The sequence below is a fragment of the Bacillus sp. FF-1 genome (genome assembly GCF_028548245.1).
GTDB classification, from domain to species: Bacteria; Bacillota; Bacilli; order Bacillales; family Bacillaceae_G; genus Bacillus_A; species Bacillus_A paranthracis.
Map to the genome: position 1 here is coordinate 210,588 of NZ_JAQQGG010000004.1, position 19,600 is coordinate 230,187.

Below are 19,600 nucleotides of genomic sequence, written 5' to 3' on the forward strand. Positions count from 1 at the left end.
ATATATGAATGGCTATGAAACAATAAATAATCAAAATACACTATTTCTTTTAATTGTTGATACGCTGGACTGGAAGAATGAAGAAGAGCATGCTTTGCGTATCTATGAGGCGATAAATAAATGTCGAGCCTATGTGGAAGGGAAAAAGGGTGATCGGAAAAATCCAGTAATAGATGCAGGAACTAGGCCTGTAATCCGAGTTTTTGCTCAGTATGAATGTAGTGAGTATGGAAATGATTTTTATGACCTCATGAAAGATTTTTTGCAAGATATAGGATTTGAGTTAAAGGTTTATATAAATAATGCTAAGGTTACTTACATGTAATAGATTAGTATAAAATAAGATTTTTTAATCATAAAGGTGGATATAAATTATGAATAAAAAGATTCTCTTTACTGGGGGCGGTACAGCGGGACACGTAATGATTAATATAGTATTGATTCCTAAATTTATGGAAAAAGGATGGGGAGTTGAGTATATTGGATCTCAAAATGGAATTGAAAAACTATTAGTTCAAAATGTTAAATACAATATTGTTTCAACAGGGAAGCTTAGGAGATATTGGGATTTGGAGAACTTTAAAGATCCTTTTAAAATAATAAAAGGTTGCATTCAAAGCTATAAATTAATGAAACGAATAAAACCAGATGTTATTTTTTCGGCAGGAGGATTTGTTTCTGTTCCTGTAGTAATAGGAGCATGGATGAATAAAGTACCCGTAATAATACGTGAACCAGATAGTACGTTAGGATTAGCAAATAAAATAGCATTACCTTTTACTACAAAACTATGTACAACATTTCCTCAGACAGGAGAAAATGTAAGTAATGAGAAGAAGGTTTATGTAGGACCAGTTGTAAGGGAAGAAATTGAGAGAGGCAACGTATTGCGGGGAAGAAGCTATTGTAAATTTAAGCAAGATAAACCGGTATTGTTAATTATGGGTGGGAGTCAAGGCGCTCAATGGATAAATGATATGGTAAGAAAAAGTTTGGAAACATTGTTATTAAATTTTAATATTGTTCATATGTGCGGTAAAGGGAAGGTAGATTCATCTGTTGGCATGGAAGGTTATATGCAATTCGAATATATAGGGGAAGAATTGCCGCACATACTAAATATGGCGAGTGTTGTAGTTTCCAGAGCGGGTTCTACTGCTATTTCTGAATTGTTATTTTTGAAGAAACCGATGTTGCTTATCCCGTTAACTAACAGTTCCAGTAGGGGAGATCAAGTTTTAAATGCTGAATATTTTTCTCGGCAAGGATATGCGGAAGTTATACTCCAAGACAGAGTAAGTACGAATACATTTATACATGCAGTAAATAAGTTGTATACAAATAAGGAGAGATATATTCAAAACATGAATGGATATAAGAAAACTAATAATGAGGGGATTCATCAATTAATAGATATAATAAATGAAGTAGTGAAGTAATAGAAATGTAAATAAAAAACAAAAGGAAAGAAGATCTCTTCTTTCCTTTTTGCTATAGTTGTTCAAATTCATTATTACTTATAACAATTAGCCATGTACTATGGGTGAATCCCGATTTCTAATAGTTCAGTAAATGCATGCGTATGGATAGGTTTACTATAATAGTACCCTTGAATAAACCGACATTTATTTTTTTGAAGGAAACTCACATGTTCTTTCGTTTCTACACCTTCCGCGATAACTGACATTCCTAATGTATTTGCTAATGTGATGATTGTTTTAATAATTTCCATTCCATCGTCACATGTTTCAGACATTGTAATAAATTCTCGTGGGATTTTTAACGTATCGATTGGATATAAAGGTAAGTAAGCTAGCGAAGAATAGCCTGTACCAAAGTCATCGATTGAAATATGAATCCCTAAACTTTTTAGTGTACGTAGTTTTATTAATGTTTCTCGCTCATCCATCATTGCAATTCGCTCTGTTAATTCAAGATCGAGAGAACTTGCTGGTAAACCAGTATTTGTTAATGTAGCAGAAATAGACTTTACAAAATCTTCTTGTTCAAATTCTTTAGCAGATAAATTTACACCTATTTTCAAATGTGAATATCCGCTTGTGTGCCAACGTTTCATTTGTTCACAAGCTTGTTGTAGTGTCCATTTTCCTATTGGAATGATTTGTAGCGTTTCTTCTGCAATGGGAATAAACTCGTATGGAGAAATAACACCTAATTCAGGATGATTCCACCTAATTAAAGCTTCAGCACCGATAATTTTGTTAGATTTGCTATCAACTTGAGGTTGATATAAAAGGAACAATTCTTCATTTTGAATTGCATTTGGTAAATCTTTTTCTAATCGTAATCGTCTTTCAATTTTTTTTGCAATTACGTCATCATAAATAGAGACAGAATTAAGTTCTTTTGCTTTCGCATCATACATTGCAACATTAGCGTTTTTCAGAAGTGTAGCGGTATCGATTCCAGAATGTGGATAAATAGCGATGCCGATACTTATTGATAGAGTTAATGTATGTTCATATATGACAAACGATTTTTCCATGCATTTAAATAACTGGTTGCATAACTGGAATAAGGAATCTTCGTCAGTATAGTTTTCAATTAAGATTGTAAATTCATCGCCACCGATTCTTGATAGATGAGTATGTGATGGAAGACAGGATTGGAATCGCTTCGCTACTTCTTCTAATATGTAGTCTCCTGCCGAATGTCCAAGTGTATCGTTAACTGCTTTAAAGCGATCTAAGTCCAAATATAATAATGCAAACTCGCTTTCTGTCGTTTTAGCATTTTTTATAATTCTTTTTAATTTCTTATGAAAAAAGGCACGGTTCCCAATTTTCGTTACAGTATCATGGAATGCTAAATATTTTATTTCTTCTTGCTGTTTTTTTAGCGCAGTAATATCTTTCATCATAATATAGCTTCCTGAAATTTGCCCGTCTATCATAATAGGGACGATGGTAACGTATAAAGAATAAGTAAATCCATCTTTATATTGAGAACTAAGTTGTAAGGATGCTGATTCTTGTTGTTTCATTTTTTCTAATGCAGATGCTAGTTTATATTTGTCTTCATCTAAAATAATCGAAAAACAAGTTTCACCAAGTAACTCATCCGTTGGTGCACCGAGTAGTATACTTCCAGCTTTATTTACATTTAAGAATACGCCATTTAAATCAATTGTAAAAATAGGGTCAGGATGATATTCATATAATGATTTGAATTTTTGTTGCTTTTGAGATAGAGCCTCTGATTTATGAACTAAATCTGAAGTTCGTAATCTAACTTTTTCTTCCAATTGGGCATTGAATACTTGTAAACGTTTGGTTAGAGAATTGTTTTGCATACGTACAATAGAATGACGAATGAGTACGAAAATAAAAGCAATACAATTTCCCGTAATGAGAATGGAAGATGCTGTTTGTTCTTTTAACGTAAACCCGATTAGTATTGCAACAGCAAGATAAGGAAATATAACTAAAGCTTTCTTTCCTATTATAGGGTTAACAATGAAATAATTTTTATGGCTATTATGATCTTCTGAAATAGATCCAGCTATTGCAATAAGTAATATAGGTATTCTATATAAAAGACGTAATAATGTTATCGTTTCAGTTGATAAATGGTTATGTAAGTAAAAATAAATATAGTTAAAAGTTGCAGAACTTATTAATACAAAAATAAAGATATAAATTTTCCGTTTAGAATTAAAAATTGTTGGACGGAAAAAGAGACTAACACCTAGTAGAAGAAATAATAAATCTGCAATTGGATATAGAAATGAAAGGAAAACATCTCCTAGTGACAGAGAGAATATATTTAAATTTGGTTGATTAAATAAATACCACTCCAATGTGAATATGGAAGTAAGTACTATGCATATATCACAAATAAAGAACGCTTTTTCCCATTTATCGCATTCTTTTAGGATTTTATAGCAGAAAGCGATAAGACAGAAGAGTAGAAAAAGCATATAAAACACATCAGAAATAGTAAAGCGATGTATTGGAATTTTGAAGAAGCTCTCTTGATATGTATATACTATTTTTCCTAATAAAAAACTACCAATTGCTATCGTGATACATATCCAAAACGGATTTGAACTAACTTTTTTAGAATATATAGAATAAATGAGTGATACAAATGTAATGGCTTCAACAATAAGTGAAGCGAAGCGTACATCCGAATTTGAAAAATGAGTGGGGAACAGATAGAAAAACATAAAATAGATTGAATAACACATTAATGTTCCAATTAATATACATAGCTGTAAATTTTTATTTAATTTCAATAAAATCACCTTCTTTAATTATGCACTATATTCGTAATATCTATACATAATAATATTATTTAAGAATTGTATCAGATTTCCCTATAAAAATCATGTTTATAAGGAAGTTTTGAAAAGTGTAATTGCTCTAAAAAATGAAAAATATTGCATTTGATAGTATATACTGTATAAAGATTTTAAATAGAAATTGTATATTTAGTCATCTTTTGAATTGTAAAGGTTTTTTAGTGATTTGAAAGTAGAGATGCAAAATTGCATATAAAATGATAAAGGCTTTTTTGAATTTTAATTTTTGGCTAATAGAGGTTATTTTAAGTAAGACCTTTGTATGTATTTATTCTTATACTAATGAGTGATTTCAAAAATGTGTTACGTATGTACAATAATACGTAATCATGTATGAAATTTTTAGTATGGGAGGAAAATCATGAAAAATTTAGTGAAGTTTCGAATCGCACGTCCGACGGATAAGTTTGAAGAGGTTATAGCATTCTATGAAAAAGGATTAGGCTTAAAACGTATAGGTGAATTTTACGATCATGAAGGTTATGATGGGGTCATGTTTGGGCTCCCAGATGAAGAGTATCATTTAGAATTTACAAGACATATTGATGGGAGTCCTTGTCCAGCTCCGACAAAAGATAATTTACTTGTATTTTATATGAGTGAAGATAGTGAAATGAAAAAGGTGAGTAAAAGGCTGCATGCATTGGGATACGATGAAGTGGAACCAGAAAATCCATATTGGAAAGATAAGGGGATAACGATTGAGGACCCAGATGGTTGGAGAATTGTGTTGATGAAAATAGAAGAACAAGGTTTTAAATTATGATAGGGTAAAATTAAATTAGCTTCCTTCTATGTAATAAGAATAGGAGGAAGCTTTTTGGTTTTTGTAAACTGAAAATTCATATTTGACAATTAATTAAAGAGGGATGTACATTGAGAACATGTATTCTTATAAGTTTGCTAGTGTTTCTATTCAAAAGGAATGTATAAATAGGGAGGACTTTTCATGTTATTTCGAATTAAAGATGCAGAAATATACTATGAAATCGTTGGAGAAGGAAAACCAGTCATTATCATACATGGCTGTGCGCCCGATCATAGGTTAATGATGAAATGTATGGAATCAGTATTTCAAAAATATGAAGGTTATAAGCGAATATATATTGATTTACCTGGAATGGGAAAGTCGAATGCTCCAGATTGGATAAATAGTTCAGATCATATATTAGAAGTATTAACTATATTTATTGAAGAAATCATTCCAAAGAAAGATTTTTTACTAGTAGGAGAGTCTTTCGGTGGATATTTAGCTAGAGGGATACTTTCAAAAATGTTTGAGAGAGTCAATGGATTATTATTAATATGTCCTGTGGTTGTTGCGATGCAAAAAGAAAGATGTTTACCGGATAAACAGATAATTGTACAAGATAAGGAGTTTTTAAATACGTTAACTTCTACCGAAAGAGAAGAATTTAGCGAGTTAGCAGTAGTAGCAAATGAATATACATATAAGCGATTTCAAGAGGAAATTAAGCCGGGGTTAGATGTTGCTAATTATGAGTTTATTGAAAGGTTGCAAAAAAATTACTCTCTTACTATAGATTTTCACCGTAAGAAATATGAGAAACCTGTTCTGTTATTAGCCGGAAGACAAGATATATCGGTAGGTTATCAAGATATTATAGAAATTATTGATGATTACCCAAGAGCGACATTAGCGGTGTTAGATATGGCAGGGCATAATTTGCAAATTGAACAGCCTGAATTATTTGAGAGTTTAGTAGGAGAATGGATTAGACGAACAAATCAGCAAAGTTTATAAAAAACGAATGAATATTTTCAAGGAGGAAGTATGAATACATATATTTATATGGTTAGGCATGGTGAATCACCAAAATTAGAAGGGAGTGAAAGAACACGGGGATTAACTGAAAAGGGAAGTTTAGACGCTCATAGAGTAACGGACATATTAAAAGCAGAGGCAATTGATACTTTTATTTCAAGTCCGTATAAAAGGGCTGTGTTAACGATAGAAAAAGCAGCCAATTTCTATGAAAAAGAAGTATTAATATATGAAAATCTCAAAGAGTGTATGTTTTTAAGTGAGGATCAGGTTATATCAGATAAAGAAGTGTATCCACTTGTAAAGAAGATGTTCTCTAATCCGGATTTTGCACGAACGGAAGGAGAGTCATATACGGATTGCCAGAGAAGAGTAGTGAAAGTATTAAGAGAAATCTTAATGGATTTTCAAGGACAAAAAATTGTAATTGGTACACATGGGCTTGTCATGACATTAATGATGAACTATTTTGATGAACAATATGATTTTGAATTTTTAATGAATACGTCAAAACCAGATATATATAAGATGGAATTTAATGAAGAACAATTAATGAATGTAGAGAGATTATGGAAAGCGGAATAAAGTTGGTTGTATGGATTTTGTTGTAAAAGTTACTTTTATAGCAAAATCTTTTTTATTTCAATAGAAAGCATTTTTATCAACTATTTTTAGAATGTTAAATCAATAAGTAATTATTCAGTTTCTGAATAATATAATTAAAAGTTGGTTTAAGTAAACAATTTTAAATGTGACAAAACTCCAAACGTTGGATTTATATTCAATAGGAGAAAAAGATGTAGAAGTTTGTCTTACTGTCCTCGTTTACTTTTTATTTCATTACATATAGGCTTTGTGGTGTAAGGGAGGACATCACCTTTACGCAAAATCTATAAGGAGGTCATTGTAATGAAACAAATTAAAAAGTTTGCGGGAGTTGCTTTAGCGGGGACGATTGGATTAAGTGGACTACTGTTTTTAGAACCAAGTATAAGCGCTGCGGAATCACAGCAAGTGAAAGAGGAGAATTTCAATGCAATTGATGTATCGATGAATCTAAATGAATTATATGTATTAAGTGGCAGAAGCATTGATATTCTTTCTGGAGATAAAGAAGCAATTCAGCTAAATAAATACACAATTCGTTTTAGTAAACCCGGGAAGTACATTATTAGGGTAAATGGTTGTATTTATAACGATGTATATACTTTTATTGTGAATGGTTAGTATATCTTCTTAAATTATGGAATAAAAAAGAAACGCCCTATTTGCGGTGAGAATCGTAAATAGGGTGAATTTATTTGTATTAAATTGTACTTTAAACATGTTCACTAATTTTCTTTTTGTTATGTAGAGTATGTAAAAGTGTTTGAAATACCTTAAATGATTGCTGAAAGATTGGACTTTGAATAAAGGTATACAGAAAAGTTACGATAAAAACAGGACCACCTAGCATAAATCCAATAACTAGTACAATGCATTCTACAATGATTCGAGCACGACTAATAGATAGACCTGTTTTGTCGGAAATAGTAAGCATGAATCCATCACGAGGTCCAGCACCAATTCCAGCCGCAACATACATACCTCCACCGATACCTGTAATGGCAATACCAGAAAATAAAATGAGTAAGTTTATCCATAAATAATCACTAGCGTTTGGAAGAATATTTGATTGTAAGAAAAAGTCCATAATGGGACCGATAAGTAGTGCATTTAAAAATGTTCCCACATTTATATATTTTCGATCTACTAGTAAAGAAATGAGAACGAGACATAACCCACATATGACACTCCACGTACCAATCGTCCATCCAAACCTTTGGTAGAGAGCCATATTTAAAACTTCCCAAGGATGTAAACCGAGAAATTTTACTTTGACTGCAAGAGCATTTCCAAGCCCAAAGAAGATTAACCCTAAGAAAAAAAGAAAATAGCGAAAGAGAGTTAGCCTCATTTTTAAAACCTCCCATATTGTATAATTATGTATATTACATGTAAGGGTTTTAATGTGCAAATTTTACGACTTTTCAGCCGGTATTTAAAATAGCTAAAATACAAATGAAATATATGTATTCACAGTCAAAAAAGTTAAAATATTTCGTCTTAAGGATTATAATAGAGAAAGAAGTATAAAAGGGAGTGAATGAATTTGAAACAAGAACTTATTGAAAGATTTACGAGATATGTAAAGATTGATACGCAATCAAATGAAGACAGTCATACAGTGCCAACAACACCAGGACAAATTGAGTTTGGTAAGTTATTAGTTGAAGAGTTAAAAGAAATTGGGTTAACAGAAGTAACGATGGACGATAACGGATATGTAATGGCAACACTTCCGGCTAATACGGATAAGGATGTTCCTGTAATCGGCTTTTTAGCACATTTAGATACAGCAACGGACTTTACTGGAAAAAATGTAAAACCACAAATTCATGAAAACTTTGACGGGAACGCAATTACATTAAATGAAGAGCCTAATGTTGTATTAACGCCAGAACAGTTCCCAGAATTACCGTCTTATAAAGGACATACGATTATTACAACGGACGGTACAACACTGTTAGGAGCAGATGATAAAGCTGGTCTTACAGAAATTATGGTTGCAATGAATTATTTAATACATAATCCGCAAATTAAACATGGGAAAATTAGAGTTGCGTTTACGCCGGATGAAGAAATTGGCCGCGGCCCAGCGCATTTTGATGTAGAAGCGTTTGGCGCTTCATTTGCTTATACGATGGATGGAGGTCCATTAGGTGGTTTAGAGTATGAAAGCTTTAATGCTGCAGGTGCTAAGTTAACGTTTAACGGAACGAATACACATCCTGGAACAGCGAAAAATAAAATGCGTAACGCAACTAAACTTGCTATGGAGTTTAATAGCTATTTACCAGTAGAAGAGGCACCAGAATATACAGAGGGGTATGAAGGATTCTATCATTTACTTTCTTTAAATGGTGATGTTGAGCAAAGTAAAGCGTATTATATTATTCGAGATTTTGATCGTGAAAATTTTGAAGCGCGTAAACATAACGTTGAAAATATTGTGAAGCAAATGCAAGAGAAGTATGGACGAGATGCAGTCGTTTTAGAAATGAATGATCAATACTATAACATGCTTGAAAAGATTGAACCAGTGAGAGAAATTGTTGATATTGCATATGAGGCAATGAAAAGTTTAAATATCGAACCAAATATTCATCCGATTCGCGGTGGAACAGATGGATCACAATTATCGTATATGGGATTACCAACCCCAAATATTTTCACAGGTGGTGAAAACTATCACGGTAAATTTGAGTATGTTTCGGTAGATGTTATGGAAAAAGCTGTTCAAGTTATTATAGAAATTGCAAGACGATTTGAAGAACAAGCTTAAAAAAGAACCAAGTAGTGCAAAAACGCTACTTGGTTTTTTAGTATAATACTCGCCACAAATAAAAAGTTGCGTAAGACTCCCAGTTGATCCAATTTGCCGCAAAATCTTTTATTTCCTGTTTAGTCGGTTTACTTTTAGAACCTGTTATATATTTAATTGCATTGTGCAAACCAACATCGTCAATTGGAAAAGCGGAAGGGAATCGTAAACAGCGCATTAAAACATAGTGAGCAGTCCACGGACCTATACCATGTATAGCAGTTAATTGTTTTTCAGCAATCTTTACATCTTGTGTTTGTAGTAAAGATTCTTTTGATAGTTTTCCTTCTGTAATAAGCTTTGCAATACCGATTAAATATTCACATTTTCTAGTCGTCATTTTTAAATTTTTGAGATCCTCTACGTGTAAATTGGCAATTGTTTCATGTGATGGGAATATCCAATGCTTTCTATCGTTCCATTCTACATAACTTCCAAATGTCTCGACTAATCTTCTTTTTAGTGTATAAGCATAAGTGAGGTTAATTTGTTGCCCGATAATTCCCCAGGAAAGTGCCTCAAATAAGTCTGGAATACCTAAAGTACGAAGGCCAAAATATTGTTCAATTGGTCTTTGAAGGAGTACATCATGTTTAGCTAATGTATAAAAGGGAGCTAAATCAGTAGTTAAATCAAACCATTCAGTTACATAGTTAGCTACAGCATCGCGTATCGGTTTTGCAGAGATATAGGCTTCTCCTAAAAAACGTATTTGAATAGTATCATCCGCATTCATACTAATTTCAACTAAAGGATTTACATCGTGAACAGGGATAACTTTATAAATTTTGTTATCTTCAATGTGGAACATACATTCATTGTTAGAACGGGATAGATAGCGTAAATTTTCTTGAAAACTAAATTCTGTTGGAACTGTTAAAGTTAATGCGTTACTATATTCGGCTGTCATATGAATTCCACCTGTAATTTTTCTAATGCAAGCAATTCTTTCTTCATTTCTAATCCTCCTCTAAAACCAGTTAGTTTACCATTCTTTCCGATAACACGGTGGCAAGGAATCATAATGAGAATTGGGTTGGCAGCAATAGCAGACGCAACGGCACGTACCGCTGTAGGTTTTTGAATTCTATCTGCAATTTCTGTATAAGAATATGTTTTTCCATAAGGAATTTCACGTACCGTACTCCAAACAGATAATTGAAATGCAGTTCCGTAAGCAGCGATAGGGGATGTAAAGGTTTCTCTCTTGTTTTCTAAATACTCGATCATTTCTTTTGTATATACTTGTAAGTAATCTGGACTATGGATCAATATATGTTGAGGCAGTTTTTTTCTAGCCCATATATTTACTTCTTCAAAGGTTTCGTTTTGTGATCCAATGAAACATAGTCCAGTTTCAGTTGCAGCAATATGAAACTTCCAATTTGCATGTGTCAGTAGCGTCCAATATATATAATTATTTTTGTAAGAATTCATTATTGTATCCCTCTTTCATTTCATTCTTTTTTCGATATTCAGTAGGGGTAAATCCAGTTTTCTTTTTAAATAAAGTTGCGAAATATTCTGGGTTTTCTATCCCGACGGCAGTACTAATTTCTTTAATGGGTTGATTTGTGTGTAAAAGGTGTTCTGCTGCTTTAACAATTCTGAACTGCTGTATATATTCTATCGGACTTATTCCTGTCATTTTTTTGAAAGTGCGTTGTAAATGAAAGGGGCTACCATGGCACATTTCCGCAAGTATGTCTAGAGTTAATAATTCATCAAAGTGTTTTTCGATATACTCTTTAATTTGTTCTACCCACTCTTCATTAGGTAAAGTGAGCCCATTTGGTTTACAACGTTTGCACGGGCGAAAGTTTTCACTTAATGCTTGCTCTGCATGATGAAAAATTCGTACATTGTTTTTATTCGGTATTCTTGATTTGCATGACGGTCGGCAAAAAACCCCGGTTGATTTCACGGCATAAAAGAATTTGCTATCATAGGAAGAATCATTATGAATAATTGCTTGCCAATGCTCATTTGTTAACTTAACTCCTTCATTGTGCAAAGAACATCACCTCTGAAATTAGTATAACCTGAATAAAGTGTGTATGTATGTATTCATAAATGTAAGAGCAAGATTACAAAGGTGAAAATATTGGATGGCGTTTAGATTATTTTGTTGTTTCCGAGAGAATGAAAGACCAAATAACAGCGGCGAAAATTAATAGTGAAGTAATGGGGTCAGACCATTGCCCAGTTGAATTACATATAAATTTCTAAAAAAAGAAGTATCTACCTAACATGAGGCGGATACTTCTTTTTTAATTCAGTTTGTTAAAATTTTTCAAATCTTTCTTGAAATAATTGCATATTAAATATATAATTAGTAACGATAATCATTATCAACGAAAAATATTATCAATGGGTGAGGTATAAAAGAATTATAGCTTAGGGGAAGTGAACGAGAATGAGTTCTGGATAGAATTATTAATCTAATAAAATATATATGTAGGACAAGTTTCATATAGTTAAATTTTATTGAGAATATAGTTTGGAAATTCGAGAGGAGATATTTAAAGATGAATAAGAAGTTATTTACATTAGGTATGGTAACAGTTTTAAGTGTAGGACTAGCAGCATGTAATAGTGCGGATAAAACTTCAGGAGAAAAAACTCAACAGACAAAGGCTAGTGAGACGAAAAAAGACGAAAAACGAAAAATTACATATTTAGGTAAAGAATATACAGTGCCAGCAAAAGTAGATAAAATTGCAACAGCTAGTTTAGAGTCAATGGAAGATGCAGCAGTACTTGGAATTAAACCAGTTGGTGCGATTACGGTTGGTGGTAAATTACCAAAGTATCTGGAGAAAGATTTAGAAGGTGCGAAATCTGTTGGTGAGAAAATGCAACCAAATTTCGAAACATTACTTCAATTAAAACCAGACGTTATTACATCTAGTACGAAATTCCCAGCAGAAACAGCTGAAAAGTTTACGAAAGTAGCTCCTACATTCCCGGTATCACATGTTTCAACAAATTGGGAGGATAACTTAAAGTTAATGGGAGAATTAACTGGTAAAAAAGATAAAGCTGAAAAAATTATTAAAGATTACAATGCGGACGCTGAAAAAGCAAAAGCAAAACTAGGAGATAAGTTAAAAGACAAAAAAGTCCTTGTAATTAGACTAAGAGCAAACGAATTATTCCTATACCCAGAAGGAGTATACTTCAACCCTGTAATTTATAAAGATCTTGGATTAACTGTTCCAGAACAATTGAAAACTGTAAAAGCACAAGAGAAAATTTCATTTGAAAAACTTGCTGAACTAAACCCAGATTATATTTTCTTACAATATGAAACAACTGAAAATAAAAACCCGAAAGTGCTAGAAGAAATTGAAAGTAATCCAATTTGGCAAAGTATGAATGCTGCGAAAGAAAAGAAAGTATTTGTAAACGTTGTTGATCCAATGGCACAAGGTGGTACTGCTTGGAGTAAAACAGCGTTCTTAAAAGAAGCAGTGAAAAATTTATCTAAATAATACAATAAGTAAGGTGCGTTGAATGATATGCAGAAAACAAATGCAGTACCAGTAACTATATTATGTATAGCACCCATACTCATCTTATTTACAGTTATACTTTCTATTTTGTATGGGGCGAAAAGTATTGATGCTGAAACGGTGTGGAACGCGTTATTTCATTTTGATTCAAGTGATGTAAATCATAATATCATTATTACTTCACGTTTACCAAGGGTAGTTGCAGCTCTTTTAGTTGGAGCATTTCTAGCCATATCAGGAGCACTTATGCAGGGGATGACAAGAAACTATCTTGCATCCCCTTCTATTATGGGTGTGACGGATGGGGCAGCTTTTGTTATTACACTTTGTATGATTTTTCTTCCGGGAATGTCATCGATTGGTATGGTTGTATGTTCAATGATTGGTTCTGCATTAGGAGCCGGTATCGTATTTGGTTTTGGTTCGCTCCTTCAAAATGGTTTATCGCCAGTTCGGTTAGCGATTATTGGGACAGTTATTGGAACATTTTTAAGCAGTGTGTCTGCTGCAATGGCTTCATACTTCCAAATTTCTCAAAATGTTAGTTTTTGGTTTAATGCAAAATTAGACCAAGTAGACCCTAATATCATTAAAATTACGATACCGTTTGGGATAATTGGAATAGTTTTAGCGCTGTTAATATCAAAATCTATTACGATTCTTTCTTTAGGAGAAGAAGTTTCTATTAACCTAGGGCAGCGTACAAAACTAGTTAAAGCGATGGCTATTTTATCAGTTATCTTTTTAACAGGAACGGCAGTTGCTTTAGTGGGGAAAGTTGGTTTTGTAGGTTTAATTATTCCGCACATTACTCGCTTTATAATTGGGGTAGATTATAAGTGGATTTTGCCATGCGCAGGCGTTATTGGCGGCGTTTTTCTAGCGTTATGTGATATTTTAAGTAGGTTTGTAAACTATCCATTTGAAACACCGATTGGAGTCGTTACCTCCTTAATTGGAATTCCTTTCTTCCTTTATTTAATCCGTACAAGAGGAGGAGAGAGACATGCTTAAAAGTTCAAGTCAACGTTTTGGAATGACGATGGGGATTAGTATATTTTTAATACTATGTGCTATTTATATTAGTTTAACGAATGGTACGTTTGATATTACGATTACAGATGTATGTAAAACACTCCTTAGAATAGATCCAGTACCAGACCATGATTTAGTTATTTTTGAGTTTCGTCTCCCGCGCATCATAATTGCGGGATTAGTAGGGGGAGGTCTCGGTGTTGCAGGTGCTGTTATTCAAGGAATTACGAGAAATGGATTGGCAGACCCAGGTATTTTAGGAGTTAATGCAGGAGCAGGAACAGCAATCGTCATTTTTATGTTTTTCTTCCAAGGGCAATTAAAAAGCACAGACTGGGTTTCTATTATGATGATGCCAATGTTTGGTTTAGTAGGCGGATTAGGTGCAGCTATCATCATTTATCTGTTTTCTTGGAAAAATGGTAAGTTAGATTCGCAGCGTCTTTTATTAACAGGGATTGCGATTGGATCAGGATTTGGAGCCTTTTCTATGTATTTATCACTCAAAATGAAGTCAACCGATTTCGAGATGGCTGCAGTTTGGGTGTCAGGCAGTATATATAGTGCAAACTGGAAGTATATTATTGCAATGTTACCGTGGCTTATCATACTGATTCCACTTATACAAAAGAAAGCTTATTTATTAGATTTATTTCAATTGGAAGAAACGAGTATTACAAGTTTAGGTGTTTCAGTAGAAAGAGAGAAATCAATTTTACTACTAAGTAGTATCGGACTTGTAAGCGCATGTGTTGCAGTTTCAGGAAGTATTGGTTTCATCGGATTAATGGCACCACATATAGCGAAAAGACTTGTCGGTATTCAGCATAAGCATATCATTCCTACGTGCGGAGTAATTGGAATGTTTCTTGTAATTGCTTCAGACTTTATCGCAAAAACAGTTTTCACACCTGTAGAGTTACCAGTTGGAATCGTTATTTCTATTGTCGGTGTACCTTATTTCTTATATTTACTTTATAAGGCGAAAGCGTAAGAGGAGGAATAAAAGTGAGTATTTTAAGTGCGAAAAATTTAGAAACAAGTTATGAAAAGCTTACAGTGTTTCGCGATTTAAATGTGGAAATACAAGAAGGAAAAGTAACGACAATTATAGGACCAAACGGGTGCGGTAAATCGACACTGTTAAAAACGATGGGAAGAATTTTAAAGCAAAAGAGTGGTAAAGTATATTTGCAAGGACAGGATTTACATACAATTCCAACGAAAGAAATTGCGAAGCAGTTAGCTCTACTTCCGCAAACTCCAATTGCACCAGGAGAGCTTAAAGTAGAAGAATTAATTTCTTATGGACGTTATCCACATCGAAATAATGTAAATAAGTTAACTTCAAAAGATAAAGAGATGATTGACTGGGCATTAGATATAACGAAAACTTCTGCATTTCGAACGAGACAAATTGCAAATCTATCAGGTGGTCAACGACAAAAGGTATGGCTAGCGATGGCTTTGGCACAAGAGACAGAAGTGTTGTTATTAGATGAGCCAACTACATATCTTGATATGTCTCATCAATTAGATGTATTACAAATTGTGGAGAAATTAAATAAAGACCATAATTGTACGGTCGTTATGGTATTACATGATATTAACCATGCAGCAAGGTTTTCAGATGAAATTATTGCAATGAAGGAAGGAGAAATCGTTACAACTGGTAGCCCAGAAGAAATCATTACAAATGAAGTGTTAAAAGAAGTATTTCATATTGATGCACGTGTCATGATTGATCCGTATAATGGGTCTCCTGTTTGCTTCGGTTATGATAGCGTTGTATTTCAAGAAGAAAAAGTAGAAATATATGTAACGAGTTAAGAAGGGGGGATATAAGATGAACACTACGATTGAAAAACAGCAGATTGTAACATCTAATACTGAACAGTGGAACATGTATTCAAAATTAGATGGTAAGGAATATCAAATTCATATTTCAAAGCCGAGGCAACCAGCACTGGATTCAGGATATCCTGTCATTTACGTATTAGATGGTAATGCCTTTTTTCAAACATTCCATGAAGCGGTTAAAATACAATCAGTTAGAGCGGAAAAAACAGGTGTTTCACCAGCCATTATAGTAGGTATTGGTTATCCAATCGAAGGGGCATTTTCAGGTGAAGAAAGATGTTATGATTTTACGCCTAGCGTAATTTCAAAAGATGCGGCTTTAAAACCAGATGGTAAACCTTGGCCTAAAACAGGAGGAGCACATCATTTCTTTACTTTTATTGAAGAAGAATTAAAGCCGCAAATTGAAAAGAATTTTGAAATTGATAAAGGAAAGCAAACACTATTTGGGCATTCTTTAGGTGGACTATTTGCTTTACATATATTATTTACAAACATAAATGCCTTTCAAAATTATTTTATTAGTAGTCCATCTATTTGGTGGAATAACCAATCTGTGCTTGAAAAAGAAGGGAATCTGATAAATGAATTAAACAAGGCAAAGGTTAAAACAGGAGTATTTCTTACAGTTGGTTCACTTGAACGAGAGCATATGGTTGTAGGGGCAAACGAATTATCAGAGCGCCTTTTCAAAGTAAAACACGATCAGTTTCGATTTACGTTTTATGAGGCGGAAGGGGAGAACCATGCATCTGTTGTACCGACTTCTTTAAGTAAAGGATTGAGGTTTGTTAGTCACATATAGAAGAGGGAAAAGGTGAGCGATTGCTTACCTTTTTTTTCATTATTGTTTAAAAGCAACGTATCCATCAATTAAAAAGCTAGTGAGAAAGCGAGTAATTTAATATAAACGAGAAACATTCAAATGAACATTTGAATGTTTCTCGTTTATAAGGTATACTACATACATAATCAAATATATATTTGAATAAGAGGTGTTACATATGAGTGAAGAGTATTGTGAACTTTGTTATCATGATGAGCAAAAAGTAAAACATGCAAGTGATATGCTAGAGAAAGAGAATATAAGTAGTGTAGCGAAGATGTTTAAGGCACTTGCAGATGAAACACGTTTAAAAATTGCTTATGCGTTGTATACAGAAAAGGAACTTTGCGTACGTGATGTCGCAAGTATTATTCATAGTAGTATTGCAACAGCTTCACATCACTTAAGACTATTACAAACGATAGGAGTAGCGAAAAAGCGTAAAGAGGGGAAACTTGTTTTTTATTCATTAGATGACTCTCACGTAAATGGATTAATTGAATTAGCGTTTAGTCATAGTAGTGAAATAAACAAAAAAGAACTAAATATGTAACAATGCATTTTCATAAAGATACTTCTTTATGAAAATGCAACTTTCAAAGGAGAGGAGATAATAAGTATGGTTAAACTTGTATTAATAAGACATGGACAAAGTGAATGGAATGTTGAAAATCGGTTTACAGGTTGGACAGATGTTGATTTATCAATGAAAGGTATGAAAGAAGCAAGAGAAGCTGGAATAATGCTGAAAGCTAATGGTTTCTCGTTTGATATCGCATATACATCTGTTTTGAGAAGAGCGATGCGTACTTTATGGATTACTCTCGAAGAAATGGATTTGATGTGGATACCTGTTCATAAAACATGGAAATTAAATGAGCGACATTACGGTGCGCTTCAAGGATTAAATAAGGAAGAAACAGCGAGAAAATATGGCGATGAACAAGTAACATTATGGAGACGTTCAACAAATGTACGCCCACCAGCACTTACAAAAGATGACGAAAGATATGAAGCAGCACATCCGAAATATAGAGATGTAAAAGATTATGAGTTTCCTCTTACAGAAGATCTAGAAGATACAGAAAAACGAGTTGTTTCCTATTGGAATGAAGAGATAGCTCCTAACGTAAAAGCTGGTAAACAAGTAATTATAGCAGCACACGGCAATACAATACGTGCTTTAGTAAAACATTTAGATCAAATTTCAGATAAAGATATAGAAAATGTGAACATTCCAACAGGAACACCATTGGTTTATGAATTAGATAGCGATTTAAAACCGATATGCTATTATTATTTAACTAGAGAAATAGAAACTTTAGAAGGAAGTTTGGTATAAATATACCCTACCTACGTATTGTATATTTATATCGGAGGTGATTTATAGTGTTATATTATACGGTTGTAAATAAAAAGAATTGTGAGGCATGTGGACTATGTATTTCTATAGCACCTGATATATATCAGGTAGACGGAAGAGGAAAATCATTTGGTGTATTAGATAATAGCCAAGGAATAATGGGTATTCCAAAAACTTTCTTGCAAGCAATGTTGGCGGCAAGTGACGGCTGTCCAACAAGTTCGATTCAAATAAGAAAAGAGCCATTTGTAAATAAAATAAAAATTTAATAGTGGAATTATGAAAGACAAACAAAATTAAAAGGAGGTATTTATATGGGACATCATCACGGTCACCAACATCATGGGCATGCTCACGGGCATTCCCATGGCCATCATCATTTTGAGGAAAGTAGGAAAGGTAACAGAAAAGGATTAATTACAGCCTTAGTGATTACAGCAACTATCATGTTCCTTGAATTTTTCGGGGGACTAGTTACAAATAGTTTGGCTTTATTATCTGATTCAGGACATATGTTAAGCGATACAAGTTCCTTATTATTAAGTTTAATTGCTATTGGATTAGCAGCTAGAACGGTTACTTCTAAAAAAACGTATGGATATTATCGTTTTGAGATTTTGGCGGCATTAATTAATGGAATTACGTTATTTGTTGTAGCAGGGCTTATCGTATGGGAAGCAATTGGTCGGTTTTTTGAACCACCAACTGTTTCAAGTGGTCCAATGATGTTAATCGCATCAATTGGTTTACTAGCAAATTTAATTAGTGCATGGGCACTGATGAGACAAGGTGATGTGAAAAATAATGTAAATTTACGTAGCGCGTATTTACATGTTCTTGGAGATGCTTTAGGGTCAGTGGGAGCATTAGTAGCTGGGGTACTTATGTCGTTATTCTCATGGTATATAGCAGATCCAATTATTTCAGTAGTTGTTGCTTTATTAATTTTAAAGAGCGCGTGGGGAGTAACAAAACATTCCATTCATATACTTATGGAGGGTACACCCGTTGCAATTGAACTAGAGAAAGTGAAGCAAGCGATTAAAGGAGTAGAAGGTGTACGTGATTTACATGATCTTCATATTTGGACAATTACATCTGGACTAGACGCATTAAGCGTCCATGTAATGATTGATAAAAAACAGGATGATCAAGAAGTACTTCAAAATATTATTGATATGTTAAAACAAGAGTTTCATATTGAACATGCTACCATTCAAATTGAAACACTTACTATTAAACATAATGAAATAATCGTCTAATTAAATGTAAGCAAAAGGCTATGGGGAAATTCTCCATAGCCTTTTGTTTGCGTAAGTAGAATTGTCCTTTTTGAAAGTTTTGTTTCAATTTTTCGTCTAAAGAGACAAAAAGTTGTCACAATTCGTTCACAATTAGCATAAACATAAAATAGACGAAATGAACTTATTTCCGAAAAGGCTTGGTTCATTCCAATTATGATTCGTA

General features: G+C 33.2%; 21 protein-coding genes and 1 pseudogene. 17 read left to right on the forward strand and 5 right to left on the reverse strand.

Annotated elements, in window-relative coordinates; translation table 11 throughout:
• The first annotated feature begins 4 nt into the window (after window positions 1–4).
• Window positions 5–325, forward strand: a complete 321-nt coding sequence (locus PQF83_RS16300) for a DUF6572 domain-containing protein (protein WP_001014789.1) — start codon at window positions 5–7, stop codon at window positions 323–325.
• 49 nt (window positions 326–374) lie between these two features.
• Window positions 375–1,439 (forward strand): undecaprenyldiphospho-muramoylpentapeptide beta-N-acetylglucosaminyltransferase, encoded by a 1,065-nt coding sequence (locus PQF83_RS16305; protein ID WP_001035068.1) that lies wholly within the window; start codon window positions 375–377, stop codon window positions 1,437–1,439.
• 98 nt (window positions 1,440–1,537) lie between these two features.
• Here the strand turns inward: PQF83_RS16305 and PQF83_RS16310 are convergent, their stop codons facing one another.
• Window positions 1,538–4,258 carry a putative bifunctional diguanylate cyclase/phosphodiesterase gene (locus PQF83_RS16310; RefSeq protein ID WP_000773572.1) on the reverse strand — a complete coding sequence of 907 codons (2,721 nt, stop codon included), beginning with the start codon at window positions 4,256–4,258 and terminating at the stop codon, window positions 1,538–1,540.
• Between the two features lie 427 nt (window positions 4,259–4,685).
• On the opposite strand from PQF83_RS16310, the gene PQF83_RS16315 reads away from it, so the two are divergent.
• The 4 genes from PQF83_RS16315 (at window position 4,686) to PQF83_RS16330 (ending at window position 7,337) form a co-directional block, all read left to right on the forward strand.
• Window positions 4,686–5,090, forward strand: a complete 405-nt coding sequence (locus tag PQF83_RS16315) for a VOC family protein (protein WP_000794009.1) — start codon at window positions 4,686–4,688, stop codon at window positions 5,088–5,090.
• A gap of 183 nt (window positions 5,091–5,273) precedes the next feature.
• On the forward strand, window positions 5,274–6,089 hold the full coding sequence (locus tag PQF83_RS16320) for an alpha/beta fold hydrolase (protein WP_000898910.1): 816 nt from the start codon (window positions 5,274–5,276) through the stop codon (window positions 6,087–6,089).
• 30 nt (window positions 6,090–6,119) lie between these two features.
• The gene (locus tag PQF83_RS16325) at window positions 6,120–6,695 is read left to right on the forward strand and encodes a histidine phosphatase family protein (protein ID WP_001099569.1); all 576 of its coding nucleotides are present in this window, start codon (window positions 6,120–6,122) and stop codon (window positions 6,693–6,695) included.
• A 324-nt stretch (window positions 6,696–7,019) separates the two neighbouring features.
• A complete protein-coding gene (locus PQF83_RS16330; protein WP_000809486.1) occupies window positions 7,020–7,337 on the forward strand; it encodes a hypothetical protein in 318 nt (105 codons plus the stop codon).
• A 91-nt stretch (window positions 7,338–7,428) separates the two neighbouring features.
• Here the strand turns inward: PQF83_RS16330 and PQF83_RS16335 are convergent, their stop codons facing one another.
• On the reverse strand, window positions 7,429–8,067 hold the full coding sequence (locus tag PQF83_RS16335; RefSeq protein WP_001241263.1) for a YczE/YyaS/YitT family protein: 639 nt from the start codon (window positions 8,065–8,067) through the stop codon (window positions 7,429–7,431).
• A gap of 195 nt (window positions 8,068–8,262) precedes the next feature.
• Between PQF83_RS16335 and pepT the strand changes: the two genes are divergently transcribed.
• Window positions 8,263–9,495 carry a peptidase T gene (gene pepT / locus PQF83_RS16340; RefSeq protein ID WP_000806993.1) on the forward strand — a complete coding sequence of 411 codons (1,233 nt, stop codon included), beginning with the start codon at window positions 8,263–8,265 and terminating at the stop codon, window positions 9,493–9,495.
• Between the two features lie 37 nt (window positions 9,496–9,532).
• Here the strand turns inward: pepT and alkA are convergent, their stop codons facing one another.
• The 3 genes from alkA to adaA are packed head-to-tail and all read right to left on the reverse strand — an operon-like array spanning window position 9,533 to window position 11,548.
• Window positions 9,533–10,444, reverse strand: coding sequence for a DNA-3-methyladenine glycosidase II (alkA, locus tag PQF83_RS16345; RefSeq protein ID WP_000123534.1), 912 nt, complete (start codon window positions 10,442–10,444; stop codon window positions 9,533–9,535).
• A complete protein-coding gene (locus tag PQF83_RS16350) occupies window positions 10,441–10,971 on the reverse strand; it encodes a methylated-DNA--[protein]-cysteine S-methyltransferase (protein ID WP_001089830.1) in 531 nt (176 codons plus the stop codon). The genes alkA and PQF83_RS16350 overlap by 4 nt, the downstream gene beginning before the upstream one ends.
• Complete coding sequence (gene adaA, locus PQF83_RS16355) at window positions 10,952–11,548, reverse strand: bifunctional transcriptional activator/DNA repair enzyme AdaA (RefSeq protein WP_000551303.1); 597 nt, start codon at window positions 11,546–11,548, stop codon at window positions 10,952–10,954. The genes PQF83_RS16350 and adaA overlap by 20 nt, the downstream gene beginning before the upstream one ends.
• A gap of 77 nt (window positions 11,549–11,625) precedes the next feature.
• On the opposite strand from adaA, the pseudogene PQF83_RS16360 reads away from it, so the two are divergent.
• From PQF83_RS16360 to PQF83_RS16405, 10 genes and pseudogenes are all read left to right on the forward strand, one after another.
• A pseudogene (locus tag PQF83_RS16360) lies at window positions 11,626–11,763 on the forward strand (exodeoxyribonuclease III); the annotation flags it as partial.
• 299 nt (window positions 11,764–12,062) lie between these two features.
• Window positions 12,063–13,028 (forward strand): iron-hydroxamate ABC transporter substrate-binding protein, encoded by a 966-nt coding sequence (locus PQF83_RS16365; RefSeq protein WP_001035495.1) that lies wholly within the window; start codon window positions 12,063–12,065, stop codon window positions 13,026–13,028.
• Window positions 13,029–13,055: 27 nt separating this feature from the next.
• Complete coding sequence (locus PQF83_RS16370) at window positions 13,056–14,063, forward strand: FecCD family ABC transporter permease (protein WP_001173060.1); 1,008 nt, start codon at window positions 13,056–13,058, stop codon at window positions 14,061–14,063.
• Window positions 14,056–15,078, forward strand: coding sequence for a FecCD family ABC transporter permease (locus PQF83_RS16375; protein ID WP_000920458.1), 1,023 nt, complete (start codon window positions 14,056–14,058; stop codon window positions 15,076–15,078). The genes PQF83_RS16370 and PQF83_RS16375 overlap by 8 nt, the downstream gene beginning before the upstream one ends.
• Before the next feature lie 14 nt (window positions 15,079–15,092).
• The gene (locus tag PQF83_RS16380) at window positions 15,093–15,914 is read left to right on the forward strand and encodes an ABC transporter ATP-binding protein (RefSeq protein WP_000025757.1); all 822 of its coding nucleotides are present in this window, start codon (window positions 15,093–15,095) and stop codon (window positions 15,912–15,914) included.
• A 16-nt stretch (window positions 15,915–15,930) separates the two neighbouring features.
• A complete protein-coding gene (locus tag PQF83_RS16385) occupies window positions 15,931–16,749 on the forward strand; it encodes an alpha/beta hydrolase (RefSeq protein ID WP_001098336.1) in 819 nt (272 codons plus the stop codon).
• 199 nt (window positions 16,750–16,948) lie between these two features.
• Entirely contained in the window at window positions 16,949–17,323 is a 375-nt protein-coding gene (locus PQF83_RS16390; RefSeq protein ID WP_001288311.1) for an ArsR/SmtB family transcription factor, read from the forward strand.
• 66 nt (window positions 17,324–17,389) lie between these two features.
• Window positions 17,390–18,112, forward strand: a complete 723-nt coding sequence (gene gpmA, locus PQF83_RS16395) for a 2,3-diphosphoglycerate-dependent phosphoglycerate mutase (RefSeq protein ID WP_000240140.1) — start codon at window positions 17,390–17,392, stop codon at window positions 18,110–18,112.
• 47 nt (window positions 18,113–18,159) lie between these two features.
• Window positions 18,160–18,402, forward strand: coding sequence for a ferredoxin (locus PQF83_RS16400; RefSeq protein WP_000967686.1), 243 nt, complete (start codon window positions 18,160–18,162; stop codon window positions 18,400–18,402).
• A gap of 45 nt (window positions 18,403–18,447) precedes the next feature.
• Window positions 18,448–19,395, forward strand: coding sequence for a cation diffusion facilitator family transporter (locus tag PQF83_RS16405; RefSeq protein WP_000509821.1), 948 nt, complete (start codon window positions 18,448–18,450; stop codon window positions 19,393–19,395).
• Window positions 19,396–19,600: the final 205 nt, after the last annotated feature.